General features: G+C 62.1%; 19 protein-coding genes. 8 read left to right on the top strand and 11 right to left on the bottom strand.

Going from position 1 to position 18275, the window contains the following annotated elements; translation table 11 throughout:
• The first annotated feature begins 140 nt into the window (after positions 1-140).
• Positions 141-1592, top strand: a complete 1452-nt coding sequence (locus tag SINAR_RS0108220; RefSeq protein WP_234710581.1) for a UbiD family decarboxylase — start codon at positions 141-143, stop codon at positions 1590-1592.
• Positions 1589-2203 carry a UbiX family flavin prenyltransferase gene (locus tag SINAR_RS0108215; protein WP_027998653.1) on the top strand — a complete coding sequence of 205 codons (615 nt, stop codon included), beginning with the start codon at positions 1589-1591 and terminating at the stop codon, positions 2201-2203. The genes SINAR_RS0108220 and SINAR_RS0108215 overlap by 4 nt, the downstream gene beginning before the upstream one ends.
• Positions 2204-2234: 31 nt before the next feature.
• Here the strand turns inward: SINAR_RS0108215 and SINAR_RS1000000137715 are convergent, their stop codons facing one another.
• The 5 genes from SINAR_RS1000000137715 to SINAR_RS0108190 form a co-directional block, all read right to left on the bottom strand.
• A complete protein-coding gene (locus SINAR_RS1000000137715) occupies positions 2235-3845 on the bottom strand; it encodes a calcium-binding protein (RefSeq protein WP_027998652.1) in 1611 nt (536 codons plus the stop codon).
• 455 nt (positions 3846-4300) lie between these two features.
• Entirely contained in the window at positions 4301-5533 is a 1233-nt protein-coding gene (locus tag SINAR_RS0108205) for an ABC transporter permease (protein WP_027998651.1), read from the bottom strand.
• A complete protein-coding gene (locus SINAR_RS01000000133160) occupies positions 5530-6246 on the bottom strand; it encodes an ABC transporter ATP-binding protein (RefSeq protein WP_150852005.1) in 717 nt (238 codons plus the stop codon). The genes SINAR_RS0108205 and SINAR_RS01000000133160 overlap by 4 nt, the downstream gene beginning before the upstream one ends.
• Positions 6246-7400, bottom strand: coding sequence for an efflux RND transporter periplasmic adaptor subunit (locus tag SINAR_RS01000000133155; RefSeq protein WP_150852004.1), 1155 nt, complete (start codon positions 7398-7400; stop codon positions 6246-6248). Before SINAR_RS01000000133155 ends, SINAR_RS01000000133160 begins: the two co-directional genes overlap by 1 nt.
• Before the next feature lie 161 nt (positions 7401-7561).
• Positions 7562-7972 (bottom strand): hypothetical protein, encoded by a 411-nt coding sequence (locus SINAR_RS0108190; protein ID WP_027998650.1) that lies wholly within the window; start codon positions 7970-7972, stop codon positions 7562-7564.
• A gap of 293 nt (positions 7973-8265) precedes the next feature.
• Between SINAR_RS0108190 and SINAR_RS0108185 the strand changes: the two genes are divergently transcribed.
• Together SINAR_RS0108185 and SINAR_RS1000000137705 are read left to right on the top strand one after the other, a co-directional pair.
• A complete protein-coding gene (locus tag SINAR_RS0108185; protein ID WP_027998649.1) occupies positions 8266-8448 on the top strand; it encodes a DUF3606 domain-containing protein in 183 nt (60 codons plus the stop codon).
• Positions 8449-8638: 190 nt separating this feature from the next.
• Positions 8639-8827: a hypothetical protein gene (locus SINAR_RS1000000137705; protein WP_027998648.1), complete on the top strand. Its 189-nt coding sequence runs from the start codon at positions 8639-8641 to the stop codon at positions 8825-8827.
• A 136-nt stretch (positions 8828-8963) separates the two neighbouring features.
• On the opposite strand, the gene SINAR_RS0108175 is transcribed toward SINAR_RS1000000137705, so the two are convergent.
• Complete coding sequence (locus SINAR_RS0108175; RefSeq protein WP_027998647.1) at positions 8964-9338, bottom strand: VOC family protein; 375 nt, start codon at positions 9336-9338, stop codon at positions 8964-8966.
• A gap of 513 nt (positions 9339-9851) precedes the next feature.
• On the bottom strand, positions 9852-10703 hold the full coding sequence (locus SINAR_RS0108170; RefSeq protein ID WP_027998646.1) for a sugar phosphate isomerase/epimerase family protein: 852 nt from the start codon (positions 10701-10703) through the stop codon (positions 9852-9854).
• Positions 10704-11015: 312 nt separating this feature from the next.
• Here SINAR_RS0108170 and SINAR_RS0108165 point away from each other — a divergent pair, with 312 nt between their 5' ends.
• Genes SINAR_RS0108165 through SINAR_RS0108150 form a run of 4 tightly spaced genes read left to right on the top strand, consistent with a single transcriptional unit; the run spans position 11016 to position 14823 of the window.
• Positions 11016-11903 (top strand): sugar phosphate isomerase/epimerase family protein, encoded by an 888-nt coding sequence (locus SINAR_RS0108165; RefSeq protein WP_027998645.1) that lies wholly within the window; start codon positions 11016-11018, stop codon positions 11901-11903.
• 55 nt (positions 11904-11958) lie between these two features.
• Positions 11959-13128, top strand: a complete 1170-nt coding sequence (locus SINAR_RS0108160) for a mandelate racemase/muconate lactonizing enzyme family protein (RefSeq protein WP_027998644.1) — start codon at positions 11959-11961, stop codon at positions 13126-13128.
• 2 nt (positions 13129-13130) lie between these two features.
• Complete coding sequence (locus tag SINAR_RS0108155) at positions 13131-13823, top strand: FadR/GntR family transcriptional regulator (protein ID WP_027998643.1); 693 nt, start codon at positions 13131-13133, stop codon at positions 13821-13823.
• Positions 13824-13848: 25 nt separating this feature from the next.
• Positions 13849-14823 carry an NAD(P)-dependent oxidoreductase gene (locus SINAR_RS0108150; protein ID WP_027998642.1) on the top strand — a complete coding sequence of 325 codons (975 nt, stop codon included), beginning with the start codon at positions 13849-13851 and terminating at the stop codon, positions 14821-14823.
• A gap of 109 nt (positions 14824-14932) precedes the next feature.
• Here the strand turns inward: SINAR_RS0108150 and SINAR_RS0108145 are convergent, their stop codons facing one another.
• Genes SINAR_RS0108145 through SINAR_RS0108130 form a run of 4 tightly spaced genes read right to left on the bottom strand, consistent with a single transcriptional unit; the run spans position 14933 to position 18274 of the window.
• Positions 14933-16009: an ABC transporter ATP-binding protein gene (locus SINAR_RS0108145; RefSeq protein ID WP_027998641.1), complete on the bottom strand. Its 1077-nt coding sequence runs from the start codon at positions 16007-16009 to the stop codon at positions 14933-14935.
• Positions 16009-17118 carry an ABC transporter ATP-binding protein gene (locus tag SINAR_RS0108140; protein WP_027998640.1) on the bottom strand — a complete coding sequence of 370 codons (1110 nt, stop codon included), beginning with the start codon at positions 17116-17118 and terminating at the stop codon, positions 16009-16011. Before SINAR_RS0108140 ends, SINAR_RS0108145 begins: the two co-directional genes overlap by 1 nt.
• On the bottom strand, positions 17115-17318 hold the full coding sequence (locus tag SINAR_RS0108135) for a hypothetical protein (protein WP_027998639.1): 204 nt from the start codon (positions 17316-17318) through the stop codon (positions 17115-17117). Before SINAR_RS0108135 ends, SINAR_RS0108140 begins: the two co-directional genes overlap by 4 nt.
• Positions 17315-18274 (bottom strand): carbohydrate ABC transporter permease, encoded by a 960-nt coding sequence (locus SINAR_RS0108130; protein ID WP_027998638.1) that lies wholly within the window; start codon positions 18272-18274, stop codon positions 17315-17317. The genes SINAR_RS0108135 and SINAR_RS0108130 overlap by 4 nt, the downstream gene beginning before the upstream one ends.
• Position 18275: the final 1 nt, after the last annotated feature.

Raw genomic sequence — 18275 nt, 5'->3', positions numbered from 1 at the left:
TCGGCGAACCTATCCGCAAGCTCCGCGGCAGAGTTTGAGCCAGCGCAAAGACAGATGGGATTTTGCGGGCGACACAGCGCCGCATGAACGATCTTGATCCTTGTGCTCGCCGGTTTTCAGGCCTTCAGGACTTTGCCGCCATGCTCGAAAAGCGCGGTCGCCTGCGCCGCATTTCGCGACCGGTTTCCCTCGTGCATGAGGTGACGGAAATCCACCGGCGCGTGCTCCAGGCCGGCGGGCCGGCCTTGCTGTTCGAGAAGCCGGTCGATGCTTCCGGTCGCATATGCGAAATACCGTTGCTCGCCAATCTCTTCGGCACGCGGGAGAGAATAGAGTGGGGGGCCGGGGTCTCGTCGGGCAGGCTGTCGGATCTTGCACACAGGCTTGCGGAGCTGCGCGAACCGAAATCACCGCAGTCGCTGAAGGACGCTTGGGGCAAGCTGCCGCTCTTGAAGGGCGTGCTCGCGATGCGGCCGCGAACCGTTACTCGGCCGCCAGTCCAGGAGACGGTCTGGAGTGGCGCCGAGGCCGATCTTTCCCGCCTGCCCATCCAATGGTGCTGGCCGGGAGAGCCCGCGCCGCTCGTCACCTGGCCGCTGGTGATCACGCGTGCGCCGGATAACCCGGCTGACGTCAATGTCGGCGTCTATCGCATGCAGGTGCTGGGCCCGAACCGGCTCATCCTACGGTGGCTCGCCCACCGCGGCGGTGCGCGGCACCATCGCCTGTGGCGAGAACGCGGCGAAGCCATGCCGGTGGCGGTCGCGATCGGCGCCGATCCGGCAACGATCCTGGCGGCGGTGATGCCGCTGCCCGAAGGCATGAGCGAACTCGCGTTTGCAGGGCTGTTGAAGGCGGAGCGGCCAGCGGTCGCACCCGCGATGACGGTGCCTCTGTCCGTTCCGGCCAACGCCGAAATCGTCCTGGAAGGAATGGTTTCGGCCCATGAGACCGCAGAGGAGGGACCTTACGGCGACCACACCGGCTACTACAATTCCGTCGAATGCTTTCCGGTGATGACGCTTTCTGCAATAACCACGCGTCGCAAGCCTATCTATCTCTCCACCTACACCGGCCGACCACCGGACGAGCCTTCGAAGCTCGGAGAGGCGATGGCGGAGTTGTTCCTGCCCTTAGTCAAACGACAGTTCCCCGAGATCGTGGACCTCCATCTGCCGCCGGAGGCGTGCTCCTACCGCACGATGGTTGTCTCGCTCGACAAGCGTTATGCCGGCCAGGCGAAACGGATCATGTTAGGGCTCTGGTCGATGCTGCCGCAGTTCAACTACACCAAACTCATCATCGCCGTTGATCCGGACATAGATGTCAGGAGCTGGGGCGATGTCGTCTGGGCGCTGTCGACCCGCTTCGACGCAAGTCGCGACGTGACCATCCTCAGAGATACGCCGATAGACTACCTCGATTTCGCATCCCCAAAGCCCGGCCTCGGCGGCAAACTCGGGCTCGACGCCACGCGCAAGCTAACGCCGGAGACGGATCGCGAGTGGGGCCGCGTGCTCAAGATGCCGACCGAGGTGGTCGAGAGGGTCGATCAACTTTGGGCCGAGATGGGCCTGGGAGAAGCGATATGAGCAAGGAAAGGGTGGTCATCGGCGTTTCCGGTGCTTCCGGGGCGGCGCTGGCGCTCCGGATCATCGAGCGGCTCGCGGCACTCCCATCGGTCGAGACACATCTCATCGTCTCGAACGCGGCCAGGCGAACGCTGCTGTACGAGGTCGGCCCCGATGCGCTGCATCGGTTGCTGACGCTAGCCGATCGCAACCACCAGGCCGACGACATCGGCGCGGCCGTGGCCAGCGGCTCGTTCAGGACCTCAGGCATGATCGTGGCGCCCTGCTCGATGCGCACGCTTGCGGCGATCGCCGGCGGCCTGGCCGACAATCTCATTGTGCGGGCGGCGGACGTGCATCTTAAGGAGCGGCGCAGGCTCGTCCTGATGGCGCGGGAGACGCCACTGCATCTCGGCCACCTGCGCAACATGACGGCGGTCACCGAGATGGGTGCAATCGTCATGCCACCGGTACCGGCGTTCTACCACAAGCCGCAAAGCGTCGAGGAGATCATCGACCATCTTGCTGCGCGGGCAGTCGATCTGGTCGGCTTGCCGGTCGCGGCACTTGCAGCCGAATGGGACCCGCACTCGCACCGTCAGTACACTGCGGCGATGAAAGGCGGGCCGTGAACGCCGCACGGCCGCTGTCCGAGAAACCGGTTCAGAAGAAGAGGACGTCGTCGGAGCGCAGGCTGGAGAGAGCGACCCCTTCAAGCAGAATGCCGTCGCGGCTCCCGAAGCCGTAGGAGAACAAGGCGCCGTCTTCGGTGTCCGAAACCAGCGATAGAAAGGCGGTGAAGTCGCGGATCCCCATCGCATGCAGGGTGCTCCGGTCGAACCGCAGCACATCACCGCTCGCCGGATTGAAATCCAAGACGTGGTCGATGCCGCTACCGCTCAAGTCGCCGCGGCTCCAGATGAAGGTATCGGCGCCTGCACCGCCGATTAAGTGGTCGGCGCCGCGCCCGCCCCAAATTCGGTCGTCACCCGCGCCGCCGATCAGGTGATCGCCGCCGCCGCCGCCCGAGATTTCGTCGTCGCCAGCCCGACCGTCGATGAGATCGTCGCCGTTATTGCTGGTGAGGAAGTCGTTGCCGGCGCCGCCGCGCAGCGTGTCGTCGTTTTGATCGTACAAATTCGTGACCACTCGGAAGCTCTCGATCCCGCGGAACACCAGGCTCGGGCCCATCTTGCCGGCCACCGCGTCGAAGTCGATGGCGCCCATGACACGGTCTGCCGCGATGTGCAGCGTGTCGTCGCCGTCGCCGCCGTCGATTATGCCTTCGGGGCGGAAGAGTCGGATCAAATCATCGCCGTCGCCACCGTCGATGAGATCGACGCCGCCGCGGCCAATGAGTGTGTCGTTGCCGCCATTGCCGTGCATCACGTCGTCGCCAAAACCGGCGTCGAAATGATCACCGCTGCTGCCGCCGATCAGAACATTGTCGCCTTCGCCGGCAACAACGGACGCCATCACGGTTGAGGAGCCAAAGACCACGTCGTCGCCGCTGCCGAGAGTAATGTTGATCTTCTCGAAACCGCGGAAAACGAGGCCGGTCGAGGCCGTGCCCCGCTCCAGATCGAGGGTGATATTTTGAGGATCGCCGTGATGTTGCAAGTAGAGCACATCATTGCCGGTGCCACCGTCGGCCTCCGCTGTGCTGAACGCCGTGATGACGACGTCGTTGCCCGACCCTCCGAAGAGTCGGTTGGCGCCGATACCATCGCCGATCATGTCGTTGCCGTCGCCGGCCTCGACGACATCGTCGCCGAACGCGACCGGACCCACGTCGAGGGCCCACGCCGTCCCGATCACATCGTTGCCGGCGCCGGTCGAGATCCAGTCGTCGCCGGGTGTGCCGGAGACGAAATCGGCGGCTCTCCCGGTCTTCAGCACCAACCGCTCGATGTTGCTGAAGAAGATATGATCGGTGAACTGAGGCATGAAGCCGATCATGGCATGGCCGGAAACGCCGTTAAACCGCACCGGCTCGATCCTCGTCGACAGGTCGACGACGAGAGTGTCAAAACCCGCGCCACCCGTTATTGCCCCGCCGACACCGAGCAGGACGATCGTGTCGTTTCCCTCTCCGCCATCAAGTCTGTCGTAGCCGCTCGCGCTCGTCAGGAGGTCATCGCCGGCGCCGGCATCGAGAAGGTCATTGCCTTCACCGCCATCGAGATCGTCATTGCCGATCAGGCCCCACAACCGGTCGGTCTCTGGTCCGCCGCGCAGGCTGTCGTCACCTCTTGTTCCAATGGTGTTCGTCATGATCGCCTCCCGTCAGTGCGTTGGAGCGAGAACTTTAGCGCAGTGGCCAAATATAAGTCCACTATACCAAAAGAACAATTGCAAATATCAATTGTTGTCGTCGGGATATAAAGTATGTCAGTTCAAAAATACTTCAAAGTTACGGCGGTCATAATTGCATTTTCGAAATAACATGCATTCACTCGGATGCGATTAACGACGTCTTTGGCCCTTCGTCCCCATCACCAGCCGAAACGCAAACAGTCGAAGTGGGACGTCTCAGCCGAACCCGTCCGTTCGGGACGTGCAGGGCGATTGGGACTCGTTTGCACGTGCGTTCATCTCGATCGCGCCGGTCGTTATCCTCTTCTCCAGCGGGCACATGCCGTCCACTCAGGTCGCCAGGTCACCACATGGCAATACCGCTCCAAGTGGTCCGCTGTGAGTGCCGGAGTGCAGATTGCCGATCACGATCATTATTCATAACGCAGTGCTTCCAACGGCGACTTTTGCGACGCGCGAACCGCTGGATAAAGGCCAAAGACGAGGCCAACCAGTGCCGAGAAAAAGAATGCGAGCAGGACCGGGGCAGCCGAAAGCTCGACACGCATTCCGAGCTGCTGTTCGGCGAAGACTGCCCCGCCGAAACCGATCGCAGCACCGGCGACGCCACCTGCTACGGACAGGATCGTCGCTTCAGCGAGAAACTGTGCCATGACGATCGCCGGCTTAGCCCCGACCGCCATGCGGATGCCGATCTCGCGGGTGCGCTCGGTGACGGAGACAAGCATGATGTTCATGATGCCGATGCCCCCCACCAAAAGGGAAACGGAGGCGATCGCCGCCAGCAGACGGGTCAGCGCGGCCGAGGACTCTTCCTGAACCCTCGCACTTTCCGCGACATTGTTGATCCGGAAGTCGTCGGGTTGCCCGGGGGCCAGCCGATGCTGGAACCGCAATACATCGCGAATTTCCTCGACGGTCTCTTCGATCCGCTGTTCGTCCATTGCCTTGACGGTGATCATCGATACGGATCTGGTCTTCGCCATGCTGCGTCCGAAGAGCTGATCGCGAGCGGTGCTGAGCGGAATGAGAGCCACGTCATCCAGATCCGAGCCGTCCATCGTCTGCCCCTTCCGAGCAAGCAGTCCGATCACCTCCATTGGCAAATGATTGACACGGATGGTCTGGCCGATCGGGTCGGCTTCCCCGAAAACCTTCTCCGCCGTCGTGGCGCCGAGCATCACAACCTTCGCGGCGCTTTCGACATCCTGTTCGTCGATTTGGCGCCCAGCGGCCAGGTCCCAGTCTCGTGCAGTGAAATAGGCTTCCGTGACCCCGTGAACACCGGAAGACCAGTTGTCGATCGCCGTGGCTAAATGTGCGACCCCCGCCACGCTTGGAGCCGCCGCGACGACGCCGGCCGCATCGTCGTTGATAACGGCAGCGTCGTCGTCGGAGAGAGTCGGACGTGTTCCGGCTCCAAGTCTGGCTCCCGCCGCATTTGCCGATCCCGGAATGACCATCACGACGCTCGCGCCGAGTTTCTCGATCTCTTCCTTGATCGCGGCCTGCGTTCCAGCGCCGATGGCGACCATCACGACAACGGACGCGACGCCGATGATGATCCCGAGCGTCGTCAGGGCGCTTCTCAGCCTGTTGCCGCGCAGCGCACGGGTGGCGGTTCCCAAAATATCCGACGGTCTCATGCAAGCACCTCCTGCCGGCCTGGCGTGCCATTCCCAGTCCGCAGGTCGGCTGTGATCCGCCCGTCCGCCAAGGCGATCGTCCGGCGCATGCCGGCAGCCACGTTTCGGTCGTGAGTAACGACGATGACAGTCGTCCCAAGGGCGTTGACCTGATGGAGAAGCTGCAGGATTTCCCGCCCGGTCACGCTATCCAGAGCGCCGGTCGGTTCGTCGGCCAGGATCAGATCCGGTTCAATGACGAGCGCCCTGGCAATCGCCACGCGCTGCTGCTGGCCGCCGGACAGTTGATTGGGGTAATGGAGCGCGCGATCCGCAAGGCCGACGCGCTCGAGAGCTGCCATTGCCATGGCACGCCGCGCCGACGGCCGCAGACCCGCGTAAACCAGAGGCAGTTCCACGTTTTCGGCAGCCGTCGATCTGGGCAGCAGGTTGAAGCTTTGGAAGACGAAGCCAATTCGACGGCAGCGTGTATGCGCCAGCGCCTGCTTCGACATCGTCCCGACCTCCTGTCCCGCCAAATGGTAGCGCCCCGCTGTTGGCGCATCGAGACAGCCCAAAAGGCCGAGCAGCGTCGACTTGCCCGAGCCGGAAGCCCCCATTATGGCGACGGATTCGCCGGCAAAGATTTCGAGCGAGATGTTGCGGAGGGCATGCACAGGCAGAGAGCCGACGCCGTAGCACTTGCTGATCCGGTCGAGACGGATGATCGCCATCAGAGTGCTCCGACAAGTCTTCCGCGGGCCGATTTCAGATCGCGCTCGCGACCCGACGCGAGTCCCGTTATCACCATATCCCCCTCCATGAGCGCGTCGCTCAGGATCGCCGTGAACTTGCCGTCGGTTGCGCCGGGCCGAACGGGTACCGCCACTGCGTGCCCCTCCCGTTCGACAAACACCCTGCTTTCGAGACTTCTCGGTTCTCCGGGAGGACGGAAGCGCAGCGCGGCCGTCGGCACCGCGAGCGTCGAGCCGCCCTCCTCGACAACGATGCGCGCGGTCGCAGTCATGCCGGGCAGCAGCCGCAGGTCGACGTTCGGTGCGCTGGCAACGACGGTGTAGGTCACGACGTTTTGGGTCACTTGCGGCTGTTTTCGTATTTGCACGACCTCGCCATGGAAGAGGTGGCCCGAGTAGGAGTCGACCGTGAATTCCAGCCGCTGACCGACGCGGATGCGGCCGATTTCGGCCTCCGGGATCGAAGCGTTGACCTGCATTTCACGCAGGTTCTGCGCAATCGAGAAGAGCACCGGCGCCTGAAGGCTGACGGCGACGGTCTGACCGACTTCGATGCTGCGCTGAATGATCGTTCCGTCCACCGGCGAGCGGATAACGGTGCGTTCGAGATCGGCCCGTGCCTGTTTCAGCATCGCCGCGGCGGCCAGAAGAGCATGCCTGGCGTTTTCGACCTCGGCAGAGGCGAGATCGCGCGTTGCTCTGGACTTGACTTCCTCCAGCTTTGAGCCCGTTCCGCGGCTGGCGAGAGCCTGCTTTCTCACGAGGTCTGCTTCCGCATCCTGCAAAGCGACTTCGGCCTTCCTGAGCCCGGCGCGCGCGATGCCCACCTGGGCCTCGGCCTGCTCTGCGGCGATCTCGAAGGAAAGCGGATCAATCAGCGCGATCGCGTCGCCCCGGCGAACCTCGCCGTTGAAGTCCGCATAGATCTGCTTGATCTGGCCGGACACCTGGGAGCTCACCGAGACAAGTGCCACCGGGGCGAGGGAGCCCGTCGCCTGGACACTCTCGACGATCGGGCGATGGGTTACAGGCGTCACGCGAAAGGCATGCCCGCCGGTTGGAGCGACCCGGTCGGAAGCTGCTGCGTTCGCAGCATCGCCGGCGACAAGGCTCGCCAGTTCGGCAATTTCCATGCGATCCTCTAAAAAGCCGGACTGCACGAGGAGCCAACCGGAGCCGGCAAGAACGGCGCATGAAAACAACCAAGACGGTATCTTTCGCACGGCAATTTGTCCTTTCGCGCCAGGTAGATGGGGGTGGGGGAGGCATCGAAGCCTCCCCCGGTCTTATGGCCTCAAAGGGGGCAGGCTGGCAGGGTTCCGCCGGGATTGCAGACGACCTGGTTCGAAGTGCTGCTGCCGCCCGGATCGATGGTCTCGACCACGGTCGTCGTTGTTGAATGATCGGCGTTGACCTTGCCGGCCGGGTTGAGGGCGGTGCAGCTGATCGTGGTGGTCGAGATCGTCGGTGCGGTGGTCGTCGTCACCTCGGCTTTTCCGACGTTGCCGTTCCCCTGGTAGGAGATGGCACCGATCGCCGTCGAGGTCTCGCCGCCCGAAATGACCGGCTCACCATAGCTGATTGCCCAACTCCACTTGGCGTTAGGCAGTTCGCCGCAGACGTTTGATCCCTCGACGACCGCAGCGTAAGCTCCCGACGTCATCCCCGTGACGGCTGCGGCGGCAATAATTGTCCTGAAATACATTTCCGACTCTCCTGTTTACACGCTTTCAAATGTCACAGCGCCAGCCCCAGCTGAGACTGTGCACCAATGCTAATACACTCTTATCGGGAAGCCCGTCGTTAGCCTCGAATCCGACTACTTATCCGGGAGTACATAATTAGCTCGAAAGGCGCAGCGTATCGCCTGCAACCCCTGTCGCCGGCGGTCTGTGGTGCGTTGATGTGTTGGCCCGAAAGAGTGCTGGTGATCGCATGAGGCTCGGAACCTGCGATTCCCGTCTGCGTTGTTCGTCAGTCAACGGAAGGAGATCCCAGATGGCAGACGACAAGGCTAAGACGGCAGCTGACCGCCGACTGGTATCCGGCACCCAGAAGTACGAGGTCGACTACTTCGCGCGAAAGCACGGCATCTCCGCTGCGGATGCACGCCGCATCATCAAGCAGCACGGCAGCGACCGCGACGCTGCTGACAAAGCGGCCAGCCGCCTGAAAGGCTAGAGGAGGGCGCGCATCGGCGTCGGCGGGCAACCAGGGCTGTCGCGGCGATCATGCGGCCGCTCTCCTGCAGCGTTGGATCGAGTGGCTGCCGTTGTATGCGCCGATAAAAAACCTCGGCACATGTCTTAGTTTATTTGCTGCTAAAATAGCCTTTGTTAGTGTTCTCGCGTCATGGGATGGGAGGATTTCTATGGAGCGCATTCAGCCGCAAGCGGCAAACACAGAGGTTGCCACCGAAATGTGGTCAGTGACGGAGTTCTGCCGACGGCAGAACCTGTGCGAGGAAGAAAAACGGCGCTTGACCCGCCTCTTCGGCCGGTTCGCCACAGCACGCGAGTTGCTTCACAATTCCAAGCGCGCTCCCAGGTGGAGATATTGAGGGTTAGGGCGACGGTATCCCGGGTTCATCATTGGCATGAGCTCGGTCGCAAACGGATCTGCACACACCAAACGGAAAGAACCCGGCGGCCGCTGATGGGCGAAGCCCCTTTGTGAATGTCCTCTCGATGTCGGGACTAGGCCTCAGGTTCGTGGCAAACCACTTCGATGTTGTGCCCGTCCGGGCCAATGACAAAAGCTGCATAGTAGTTTGCGTGGTAGTGCGGGCGCAGACCAGGAGCACCATTGTCTTTGCCACCCGCCTCGAGGGCCGCGCGATAGAAGGTTTCGACCTGCTGGCGATTCTCGGCTGTGAACGCCAGGTGAAGATGGGCCGGCTTCTCCTCGGTTTGGTACAGGCACAATGAAGCCTTGCCCTTTGGGCTAAGCTCGACACCGTACGTCGGCGGACCTTCCGAGACTACGGTTACGCCTAGCGGCGCGAGTGCCTTGAGGAAGAACGATTTGCTCGCTGCGTAATCGGTGACGCCGAATTTGACATGGTCAAACATGGGTTCTCCTGAAGTGTGCGGACCTGCCTGACGACGATGCGCCCGGATCATACCTCTGCCGCGCAACCTGCAATGTCTGCTTACGCTGCAAAGGACTTCGTGGCCGCTTGCGTCTCACACTTTGATGGCATGCCTCGGCCGTTAATGGCAAGGAACAGAGGGTGGGGAGTGCAGAAGGGCAACACCCCTACAGCGCCGCGCGTCTGATCTGCTGCATGTTTTTGCCCTTCAACCGATTACGACTACGGGAAACATGCAGATGGCGCCTGTTCGGCCAAGGTCCCGGCACAGTGCTTGCATCGGTTCTAAACCGTCCGGTCAGGCAAGGCGATGCTTGTCCTGCCGGCCCCGAATTATCTGTGGTGACACTCGCGCTGCCGCCGCGCCCAACGCACTTTCGTCGGCAGCGTTGGCGACATAGATGCCGGTCGCTCCGCCTCTTGGGAAACCAGACTGAGCGGCGCGGGCTGTTCAACTGGAGCCTTTATGATTTCGTCCGGAGGGCCGGATCCGTCATGCCGCTGCCTTCCATCCGTCCCGGATGTGACGGTATCCGTCGCGATAGACCACTTCGGGCGTCTCGGAAAAATCGCGCCAGACCTTCGTTGCGGCCGCGAGGTCTTTCAATGCGCGACCGAAGGCCTCGATTGTCAGCCAGCCGTCATAGCCGCTGGCACGGATTGCCTTGAAGGTCTCCGGCCATGGAATGTTGCCACGGCCCGGTACCCCGCGGTCGTTCTCCGAGATGTGGACATGAACGATGCGGTCCGCATTGCGGGTGAAGGCCCCCACTGGATCGGCTTCCTCGATATTGCTGTGGAAGGTGTCGTACATGGCGCGAATATTCGGATGCCCGATTGCATCAATATGAGCAGCAAGGTCGTCCATTGTGTTGACGAGATAACATTCGAAGCGGTTCAACGCCTCGAGCGCAACGGTGACGTCGCGCTGAGCGGCATGGTCGCCGATCGTGCGCTGCGAGGAGATGGACCGCCTCAGTTCCGCGGCGGTAGGCCCGGTGCCGGAGAACTGGCCTAGCGCAGAATGCAGTGGACCGCTTAACGTGCGAGCGCCGAGAGCGGCCGCGCAGTCGATAGCCCATTGCATGTAGGCGATGCCGCGTTTGCGCGTCGCAGTGTCAGGCGAGATCAGGTTCATGGAAGGGTCGCTCATGGCAGACACGGCAGTGCGCTCCAGACCTATGCCATCGAGCAATGCGCCCAGTTGGCGATAGTCGTCCGGAGTGCCCTCGAAGATCGGTATCTCTACCCCGTCGAAGCCGGTCGCCCTGATGTCCCGTAATAGCTTCTCATGCTTCCGGCCGACGCTCGTCGTCCAAAGAAACATGCACATACCGATCTTCATGGCTCCATTCTCCCGTTTCCCACTGCCGCGGTCACGCCTCCACCTGGCCGAGATCTGGTAATACCAAATGGGGCGATCCGGTCAAGGTAACAGGCATCGATGATGTCGACTCCAAGCGCCGTGATACGGCGTTCTCGTGTGAAAATGCCTGAAAATGAAAGGCTGCGTAATCAACTTGCCGGCAGAGATAATTTGGGATAGACCTTTTACGATGCAGAATTGGCCAAACCAGAATGGATTTGGCCGGAGTGGAGGAAATGCCGCGGCACCCCTCGAGCGCCGCGGGAGTAACGATAGTCTGGGAGGACGTTCATGCACCTTTCGACGCACAACTGGATGCGGGCGGAGCCTCTCGCCGTCACGCTGAGACGCATCAGGAAGTACGGCTACGAGAGCATCGAGATTTCAGGCGAACCGGCCCAGTACGACATCAAGGACACGCGCGCACTGCTCAAAGAACACGGCATTCGCTGCTGGGGCGCGGTGACGCTAACGCTCGGCGAGCGCAATCTCGCAGCCAGGAATGAGGACCAGCGCGCAAAGTCGGTGGATTACGTGAAGAGCGTTATAACGATGGTGAGCGAGCTCGAAGGCGAGATCGTCACTCTTGTACCCGCGACCGTCGGCAAGGTCGTTCCGGATGGCACCGAGGAGGAGGAATGGCAGTGGGTCGTGGATGCGACGAAGGAGTGCTTCGCCCACGCACGGGAAAAGGGCGTCCGGCTGGCGATTGAACCGCTCAACCGGTTCGAGACTTATCTCTTCAACCGTGCTGCCCAAGCGCTCGCGCTGGCCGATGCAGTTGACCCCGATTGCGGCGTTTGCCTCGATGCTTTTCACCTCAACATCGAGGAGGAGGACATATACGACGCGATCAGGCTCGCCGGAAACCGGCTTTTCGATTTCCATGTGGCGGACAACAACCGCTTTGCGGCGGGGCTCGGTCATCTCGACTGGCCGAAGATCGTCGCCACTTTGAAGGAGATCGGATACGACGGCGCGCTCACCAATGAGTTCGTCGCTCCGGTAGACCGCACGCCGGCGGCGAAATACCGCGACATGGTCGAGCGCAACCCGGTCGATATCCCGCCGGAGCAGCTCAAATTCATCCAGGACCACGGATCGAGCCTGCTGACCGAGAAGTTCTACGACGACCAGATGCGGATCACCGCAGAGACCATCCTGCCGCTGATCGAGTGAGGGCGGGTCCCGAGCATGCCCCGCGGCCGGCGTGCTGCGAGGGTGGGGAGGCGAAATGCGTATCAAGACCGTCCAAGCCTGGTGGGTTCGCATACCTATCGAAGCCAATCGGCAGCATCGCAGCGATTTCGGTCGACTGACAACCTTCGACGCGGCGATCCTTCGCATAGAAACAGATGACGGGATCGTGGGGTGGGGTGAGGGCAAGAACGCTGCGGGGAGCGCGGGTACTTACGGCACGCTCGTGCACATGCTCAACTATGAGGTGGGGCCGAGGCTCGTCGGTCGCGATGCCGCCGATATCTCCGCCATCTGGGAGATGCTCTACAATGGCGTTCGCCACGAAACGGCGGCGATGTCGGGCCATGCTATGCCGGAGCTGTCACGCCGGGGTCTCTCGATTGCCGCGATCAGTGCGGTCGACATCGCATTGTGGGACATTCTCGGCAAATCGCTGGGCGTGCCGGTATGGAAGCTGCTCGGCGGGCGTAAGGCGGATCGGCTGCCTGCTTATGCCTCCGGCGGGTGGGAGAGTGCCGAAAAGATCGGCGCCCAACTGCAGTCCTACCTCGCCAGTGGCGGGTTCAAGGCGGTCAAGATGAGGGTCGGCGCAATGGACCGCGCGCCGCATATTTCGGCCGCCCGCGTGCGTGCTGCCCGCAAGGCGCTGGGCCCTTCGGTGGACATCATGGTCGACGCGCATGGCACCTATACGGTTGCTGACGCGAAACGTTTCGTCCAGCTCGTCCGCGATTGCGATCTTGCCTGGTTCGAGGAGCCGGTGATCGCAGACGATAAAGCCGGCATGGCGGAAGTGCGCGCCGCTGGAACCGTGCCGATCGCCGCCGGCGAGAGCGAGGCCACTCGCTTTGCTTTCCGCGACCTTGCGGTGCTGCGCTCAGCGGATATTTTCCAGCCCGATCCGGGGTTCTGCGGCGGCATTACGGAGGCCATGCGCATCGGTGCGATCGCCAGTGCCTTCAACCTCCGCTTTGCCCCGCATTTGTGGGCCGGTGCGCCGTGCTTCTTCTCTGGTCTGCACATCTGCGCGGCCTCGCCGGCAAGCTTCGTCGTCGAATACTCGCTCGGCGCGAACCCGATGATCCACGACCTCATCGAGGAGACTGTCGCCGTGAGAGACGGGATGCTAGAGATTCCCGACAAACCCGGCTTGGGATTTACGATAAACGAGCGCGTCCTGGAAACTCACGCGCAAAGACTGTAACCATGAAAGAAAACAATCTGCTTTCGGATCTGGCGGCCCATCTATTTTCGACGTCGAGCGGCATTGGGCGAACACCCTCGGAGCGGGAGCTCGCCGAGCACTTCGCCGTTAGCCGAGGGCAGATCCGGGAGGCTCTGGCAATCCTGGAAGCCATGCGCATTGTAGAGCGCCGGCCGAAGTCGGGTATCTATCTGACGACGACGGAGGCGAGTGTCGAGGCCATAGCACTCTTCGCGCGCGCCGGCGTGCCACTGGACCCGATCGTGATCTACGAGACGGTAGAACTCCGCAAGATCCACGAGATCAAGGCTGCGGAGCTCGCCTGCGCGCGGGCGACGGAGGAGAACTACGAGCGGCTGCGCGAAATTCTCGCTGCTTCCGAGGCGAAGATCGCTGCAGGCGAGGGCCTCGCGCGCGAGGACAGGGACTTTCATCTGGAGATCGTGCGGGCGACGAAGAACAGCGTGTTCCACCGGGTCTGCAGCGTCTATTACACCATGGGCGAACAGCGACTGCCCATCTACTTCGCCGATATCGCCCGCAGCCGCCGCTCGCATGAAGAACATATCCGTATCTACGAGGCGCTGCTCGCACGCGACGGCAATCTCGCCCAGGCTTTGATGAACGCGCATCTTCAGGGCGCGGAAAGCTACTGGAAGGGCCTCATCGGCGGGCCTGCGACAGCCGCGCAGTAGTTCCCGGTCGGCAAAGAGGAGGCCGATGAGTTTCATTTTCTCGACCCACCGCCTGCACCCCGGCGCCGAAGCCATGCTGAAAGCGGCGGGCGATCTCCGCGTCGCGTCCGCCCCGGATCCCGACACGCTGCTTCGCGAAGGCGAGGGTGCGGAGATTGTCATCGTGCGCGCGCCGATACCGCCGGCCTTCTTCGGAAACGCACCGGCCCTGCGCGCTGCAGTCCGGCATGGTGCGGGGCTCGACATGATTCCCTATGACGCGGCCACGGCCGCCGGTGTGCTTATCGCCAATGTGCCGGCCGTCAACGCACCGACTGTTGCGGAGCACGTCTTCATGGTGACGCTTGCGTTGCTGCGCCGGTTCCGTCCCATGGACCGCGATCTCAGAAACATGGGGTGGAGCGCTGGGCGAGCCCACTCCGACCGAGCAGTTGATCTCGCCGGCCGCATCATGGGCGTGATCGGGATGGGCAATGTGGGCAAGGCGGTGTTCCGGATCGCGAAGTACGGGTTCGGGCTGGAGGTCGTTGCGAACAGCCGCTCGCCGGAAAGCCTGCCGGACGGGGTCCGGTTTCTCTCAGTAGACGACCTGCTTTCGACGGCGGATATCGTCGTTCTTTGTTGCCCGCTCACGCCCGAGACGACCGGGCTTTTAAGCCGCGCGCGAATTGCGAGCATGAAGCCGGGCGCGATCCTCGTCAACGTGTCGCGCGGTCCGGTTGTGGATGACGCTGCGTTGATCGAGGCGCTGGAGATGGGGCATATCGGCGGCGCTGCCCTTGACGTGTTCTCCAGACAGCCCCTCCCGCCCGAGCATCCCTACTTCCGGCAGGACAATGTGATCGTGACGCCTCATCTCGCCGGCATCACCGAGGAAAGCATGATGCGCATGGGAACAGGAGCTGCGGCCGAAGCGCTCCGCGTCATGAAAGGGGGACTGCCCGTTAATCTCCGCAATCCTGAGGTCGTGGAACACTATAGGCGACGGTTCCCGGCATAGGGCATCGCCCATTCCGGATGGACGCGTCCTGGTGACCATGCCTATGACGAGCAAGCGGGCGGGAAGTCACGACAACGATGCCAATCGGCTTTTGATCCCCAGTGACGCCTCAGCCAGCATGGCGCAGGCTCATTCCGCTTCCACCGTCGAAGAGCACGACTTTATCCGGATTCCAGGAGAAGCGAACAGACTCCTCGATCTCGAGCTCGGTCCGAGCCGGTACCGTCGCTTGCAAGAAATGGTTGCCTGTACGAAGCGTGACGATCTTCTCGACGCCATGATTCTCGACGTCGTGCACGCGGGCCTCGCCGGGTGCGCCGCTTTCGAGGAAGAGATCCTCCGGGCGGATGCCGAAGGTGAGGGGCCGTCCGTCAAGCGCAGCGCCGAGCTCCGCGTCAAAAGGCAAGCGATAGCCCTCGTCCGCGATAGCCTCGCTGGCCGCGAGCTTGCCGGAGATCAGGTTCATCGGCGGCGATCCGACTGCGCGCGCAACGAAAGTGTTGACCGGATGGCGATAGATCTCCTGTGGGGTGCCTGTCTGAACGAGTTGGCCTTTGTTGAGTACGCCGATCTTGTCGCCCATCGACATGGCTTCGATCTGATCGTGGGTGACGAAAAGGAAGGTCGCGCCGAGATTCATCTGAAGGTTCTTGAGTTCAGTGCGCAGCGCCTCGCGCAGTTTGGCGTCGAGAGCGGAAAGGGGTTCGTCCATCAGAAAGACGCGCGGTTTGCGCACGATGGCTCGGCCGATGGACACGCGCTGCATCTCGCCACCCGATAGGCGGTCCGTCTTGCGGTCGAGCAAATGCTCGATCCGCAGCGTCCTCGCGACACGGGCGACACGCTCCTTGATCTCGACCGCTTCGACACGCCGGATGCGAGATTTCAGCGGAAATTCCAGATTCTCGCGGACGGTATAGCGGGGATAGAGCGAATACTGCTGCAGCACAAGCGCCACGTCGCGCTCGGCGGCGCCCCAGTCGGCGACATCCTCACCGTCGATGAAGATCTGTCCGCCCGTCGGCTTTTCGAGCCCGGCGATCAGTCTGAGGGTCGTCGTCTTGCCGGCGCCCGTTTCGCCGAGCAGCACGAAAAACTCTCCGTCCGCAATTTCGAAACTGAGATCCTTCAGGGCGGTGTGGGTTCCGAAGGTCTTGGTAATGCCTTTGAGTTCGATGTGCGCCATCAGAGCCTGATCCCGAAAGATGTGCCAGTCGAGCTGTCGAAGAAATGCGCCTGAGCCGGATCTATGCGAGCCCAGACGGCCTCGCCGGGCCGGGGTACGAAACCACTTTTTGTCCGCGCGCGCAGCATCTGGTCGCCTACCTGCAGGTCTATGATGTCATGCGAGCCGAGCGGTTCGATGATATGCGCCTCGACGGGCACGAAGCCGTCACGTGCGTCCCTCGACACGAGGACCCCTTCGGGTCGTACGCCCAGAGTGAGATTGCCGTTTTGAGCCCCGGCGGCAGCGAGCTGGGCCGTGAGACTCGACGGAAAATCGAAGGGAGTTGGAGCGCCTCGGACCAGGACGCGCGCATGCCCCGCGTCCTCGGAAACCGTCACGTCGGACATGTTCATGACCGGACTCCCGACGAACTGCGCGACGAACATGTTCGCAGGACGAGCGTAGACCTCGTGAGGGCTGCCGACCTGCTGCAGCACGCCTTCGTGCATGACGACAATGCGATCGGCCAGCGACATCGCTTCGACCTGGTCGTGGGTCACATAGATCGTTGTCGAGCCCTGTTTGATGTGAAGTCGCTTGATTTCAGCGCGCATCTCTTCGCGGAGCTTCGCGTCAAGCGCGCCGATCGGCTCATCCATGAGCATCGCCTTGGGACGCCGGACGAGTGCCCGACCGATCGCCACGCGCTGCATGTCGCCGCCGGAAAGAGCGGAGGGCCTTTTGGCGAGCAGGTGGGTGATCTGGAGCGTTTTTGCGACCGCCTGAACCTCGCGCTCGATATCCGTACGATTGCCGCGCGTGGCGCGGAGCGGGAAGGCGATATTCTCGAAAACCGTCATGTGCGGGTAGAGCGAGAAGGACTGGAACACAAAGGCGATGTCCCGGTGCGACGCCTTTATGTGCTGCACCGGCTGACCGTCTATGAGGATGTCGCCTTGATCGATCGTTTCGAGCCCGGCGATCGCGCGTAGAGTGGTCGTCTTGCCGCAGCCCGACTGGCCAAGCAGAACAATGAACTCGTTGTCGGCGATGGTGAGATTGAGGTCCTTGATGACCTGAACGGCACCAAAGTGCTTCTCAATGCCGCGTAATTCAATCTGCGTCATGGATTCCTGCTCTCGTCAGCTTTCTGTTCCGGCGGGACCTTCGACGTGATCATGAAGGCAATCAGCCCAACTAACGTCATCGTCAATCCATAGCGATGAAGGAACAGGTTCCATGGCTGGCACAGCGCGATGATGCCGAAAATCATCAGAAGCTGCGCCCCTGGCGCGAGATACTTCTCGTTTATGGCACGAAACGTCATTTGCGGATCGCTCCGAAGCTCATGCCGCGCAGGAGATGGTTCCTGAGCAGGAAGGTGAAGATTGCGACCGGCAGCAGGAACAGGAAGGTACCTGCGGCGATGACGGTCCAGTCCGGAAGGCCAGAGCCGACCTGGCTCGGGATGAAGGGCGGTGCCGTTTGCGCGCGCCGGTTCGTCATGATCAACGCGAAGGCATATTCATTCCACGCCGTGATGAAGCAAAAGACCGCGGTCGCGGCGATGCCTGTGGCGGCCTCCGGCAGCACAATCTTGAAGAAGGCTTCCAAGCGCGTGTAGCCGTCGACGAGCGCCGCCTCCTCGTACTCCTTGGGAATCTCGTCGATGAAGCCCTTCATCAGCCAGACCGAGAAGGACAGATTGAAGGCGGTGTAGAGGATGATGAGACCCCAGTGAGTGTCGTTCAGCCCGACGGCCCGGTACATCAGGAACATCGGGATCGCCACGACCACGGGCGGCAGCATGCGTGTGGATAAAATGAAGAACAACAGGTCCGCTTCGCCCTTCACTTTGAAACGCGAGAAGCCGTAGGCCGTGAAGGTGCCCATGCCAACGGCGAGCACCGTAGAGGTGATCGCCACGATGAGCGAATTCATGAAACGGCTGGGGTAGCCGGACAACTGCACCTCACCGCGTCCCGAACGCACGACCTTTTCACCGCCGTCGAAGACCAGCCGTTCCCACCAGGGAGCGGCAGCATAGTCTTCCGGCTCCGGTGCCGACCGCAACTGAGAGCGTTTGGTGAAGAGCTTGACGAAGGGCGAGATCTCCGGCTCGAAAATGACCGTCGGGGGGATGGTCGTCGCGAGGTTCCGCGGTTTGAAGGCCGTAGACGTGATCCAATAGATCGGCGCGAGGAACAGCAGCGTGATGACGAGCACGGCGGCGATCGCCACCCGGTTCAGCGCGCGCTCGGAGCGAGTTTGGACGGCCGCCATC

This window comes from Sinorhizobium arboris LMG 14919 (genome assembly GCF_000427465.1).
In the GTDB taxonomy this organism is placed as follows: domain Bacteria; phylum Pseudomonadota; class Alphaproteobacteria; order Rhizobiales; family Rhizobiaceae; genus Sinorhizobium; species Sinorhizobium arboris.
The sequence above is the reverse complement of the archived record's forward strand: the minus strand, read 5'-3'. Positions and strand labels throughout refer to the sequence as shown.

Coding starts and splice junctions, on each gene's coding strand:
- SINAR_RS01000000133160 (WP_150852005.1), bottom strand. CDS start 6,246: ATGGCGATCATCCGTCTCGACCGGATCAGCAAGTGCTACGGCGTCGGC.
- SINAR_RS1000000137705 (WP_027998648.1), top strand. CDS start 8,639: ATGGAGCGCATTCAGCCGCAAGCGGCAAACACAGAGGTTGCCACCGAA.
- SINAR_RS1000000137715 (WP_027998652.1), bottom strand. CDS start 3,845: ATGACGAACACCATTGGAACAAGAGGTGACGACAGCCTGCGCGGCGGA.
- SINAR_RS0108155 (WP_027998643.1), top strand. CDS start 13,131: ATGAAAGAAAACAATCTGCTTTCGGATCTGGCGGCCCATCTATTTTCG.
- SINAR_RS0108220 (WP_234710581.1), top strand. CDS start 141: ATGCTCGAAAAGCGCGGTCGCCTGCGCCGCATTTCGCGACCGGTTTCC.
- SINAR_RS0108145 (WP_027998641.1), bottom strand. CDS start 16,009: ATGGCGCACATCGAACTCAAAGGCATTACCAAGACCTTCGGAACCCAC.
- SINAR_RS0108185 (WP_027998649.1), top strand. CDS start 8,266: ATGGCAGACGACAAGGCTAAGACGGCAGCTGACCGCCGACTGGTATCC.
- SINAR_RS0108190 (WP_027998650.1), bottom strand. CDS start 7,972: ATGTATTTCAGGACAATTATTGCCGCCGCAGCCGTCACGGGGATGACG.
- SINAR_RS0108150 (WP_027998642.1), top strand. CDS start 13,849: ATGAGTTTCATTTTCTCGACCCACCGCCTGCACCCCGGCGCCGAAGCC.
- SINAR_RS0108130 (WP_027998638.1), bottom strand. CDS start 18,274: ATGGCGGCCGTCCAAACTCGCTCCGAGCGCGCGCTGAACCGGGTGGCG.
- SINAR_RS0108160 (WP_027998644.1), top strand. CDS start 11,959: ATGCGTATCAAGACCGTCCAAGCCTGGTGGGTTCGCATACCTATCGAA.
- SINAR_RS0108135 (WP_027998639.1), bottom strand. CDS start 17,318: ATGACGTTTCGTGCCATAAACGAGAAGTATCTCGCGCCAGGGGCGCAG.
- SINAR_RS0108175 (WP_027998647.1), bottom strand. CDS start 9,338: ATGTTTGACCATGTCAAATTCGGCGTCACCGATTACGCAGCGAGCAAA.
- SINAR_RS0108170 (WP_027998646.1), bottom strand. CDS start 10,703: ATGAAGATCGGTATGTGCATGTTTCTTTGGACGACGAGCGTCGGCCGG.
- SINAR_RS0108215 (WP_027998653.1), top strand. CDS start 1,589: ATGAGCAAGGAAAGGGTGGTCATCGGCGTTTCCGGTGCTTCCGGGGCG.
- SINAR_RS0108205 (WP_027998651.1), bottom strand. CDS start 5,533: ATGAGACCGTCGGATATTTTGGGAACCGCCACCCGTGCGCTGCGCGGC.
- SINAR_RS0108165 (WP_027998645.1), top strand. CDS start 11,016: ATGCACCTTTCGACGCACAACTGGATGCGGGCGGAGCCTCTCGCCGTC.
- SINAR_RS0108140 (WP_027998640.1), bottom strand. CDS start 17,118: ATGACGCAGATTGAATTACGCGGCATTGAGAAGCACTTTGGTGCCGTT.
- SINAR_RS01000000133155 (WP_150852004.1), bottom strand. CDS start 7,400: ATGGAAATTGCCGAACTGGCGAGCCTTGTCGCCGGCGATGCTGCGAAC.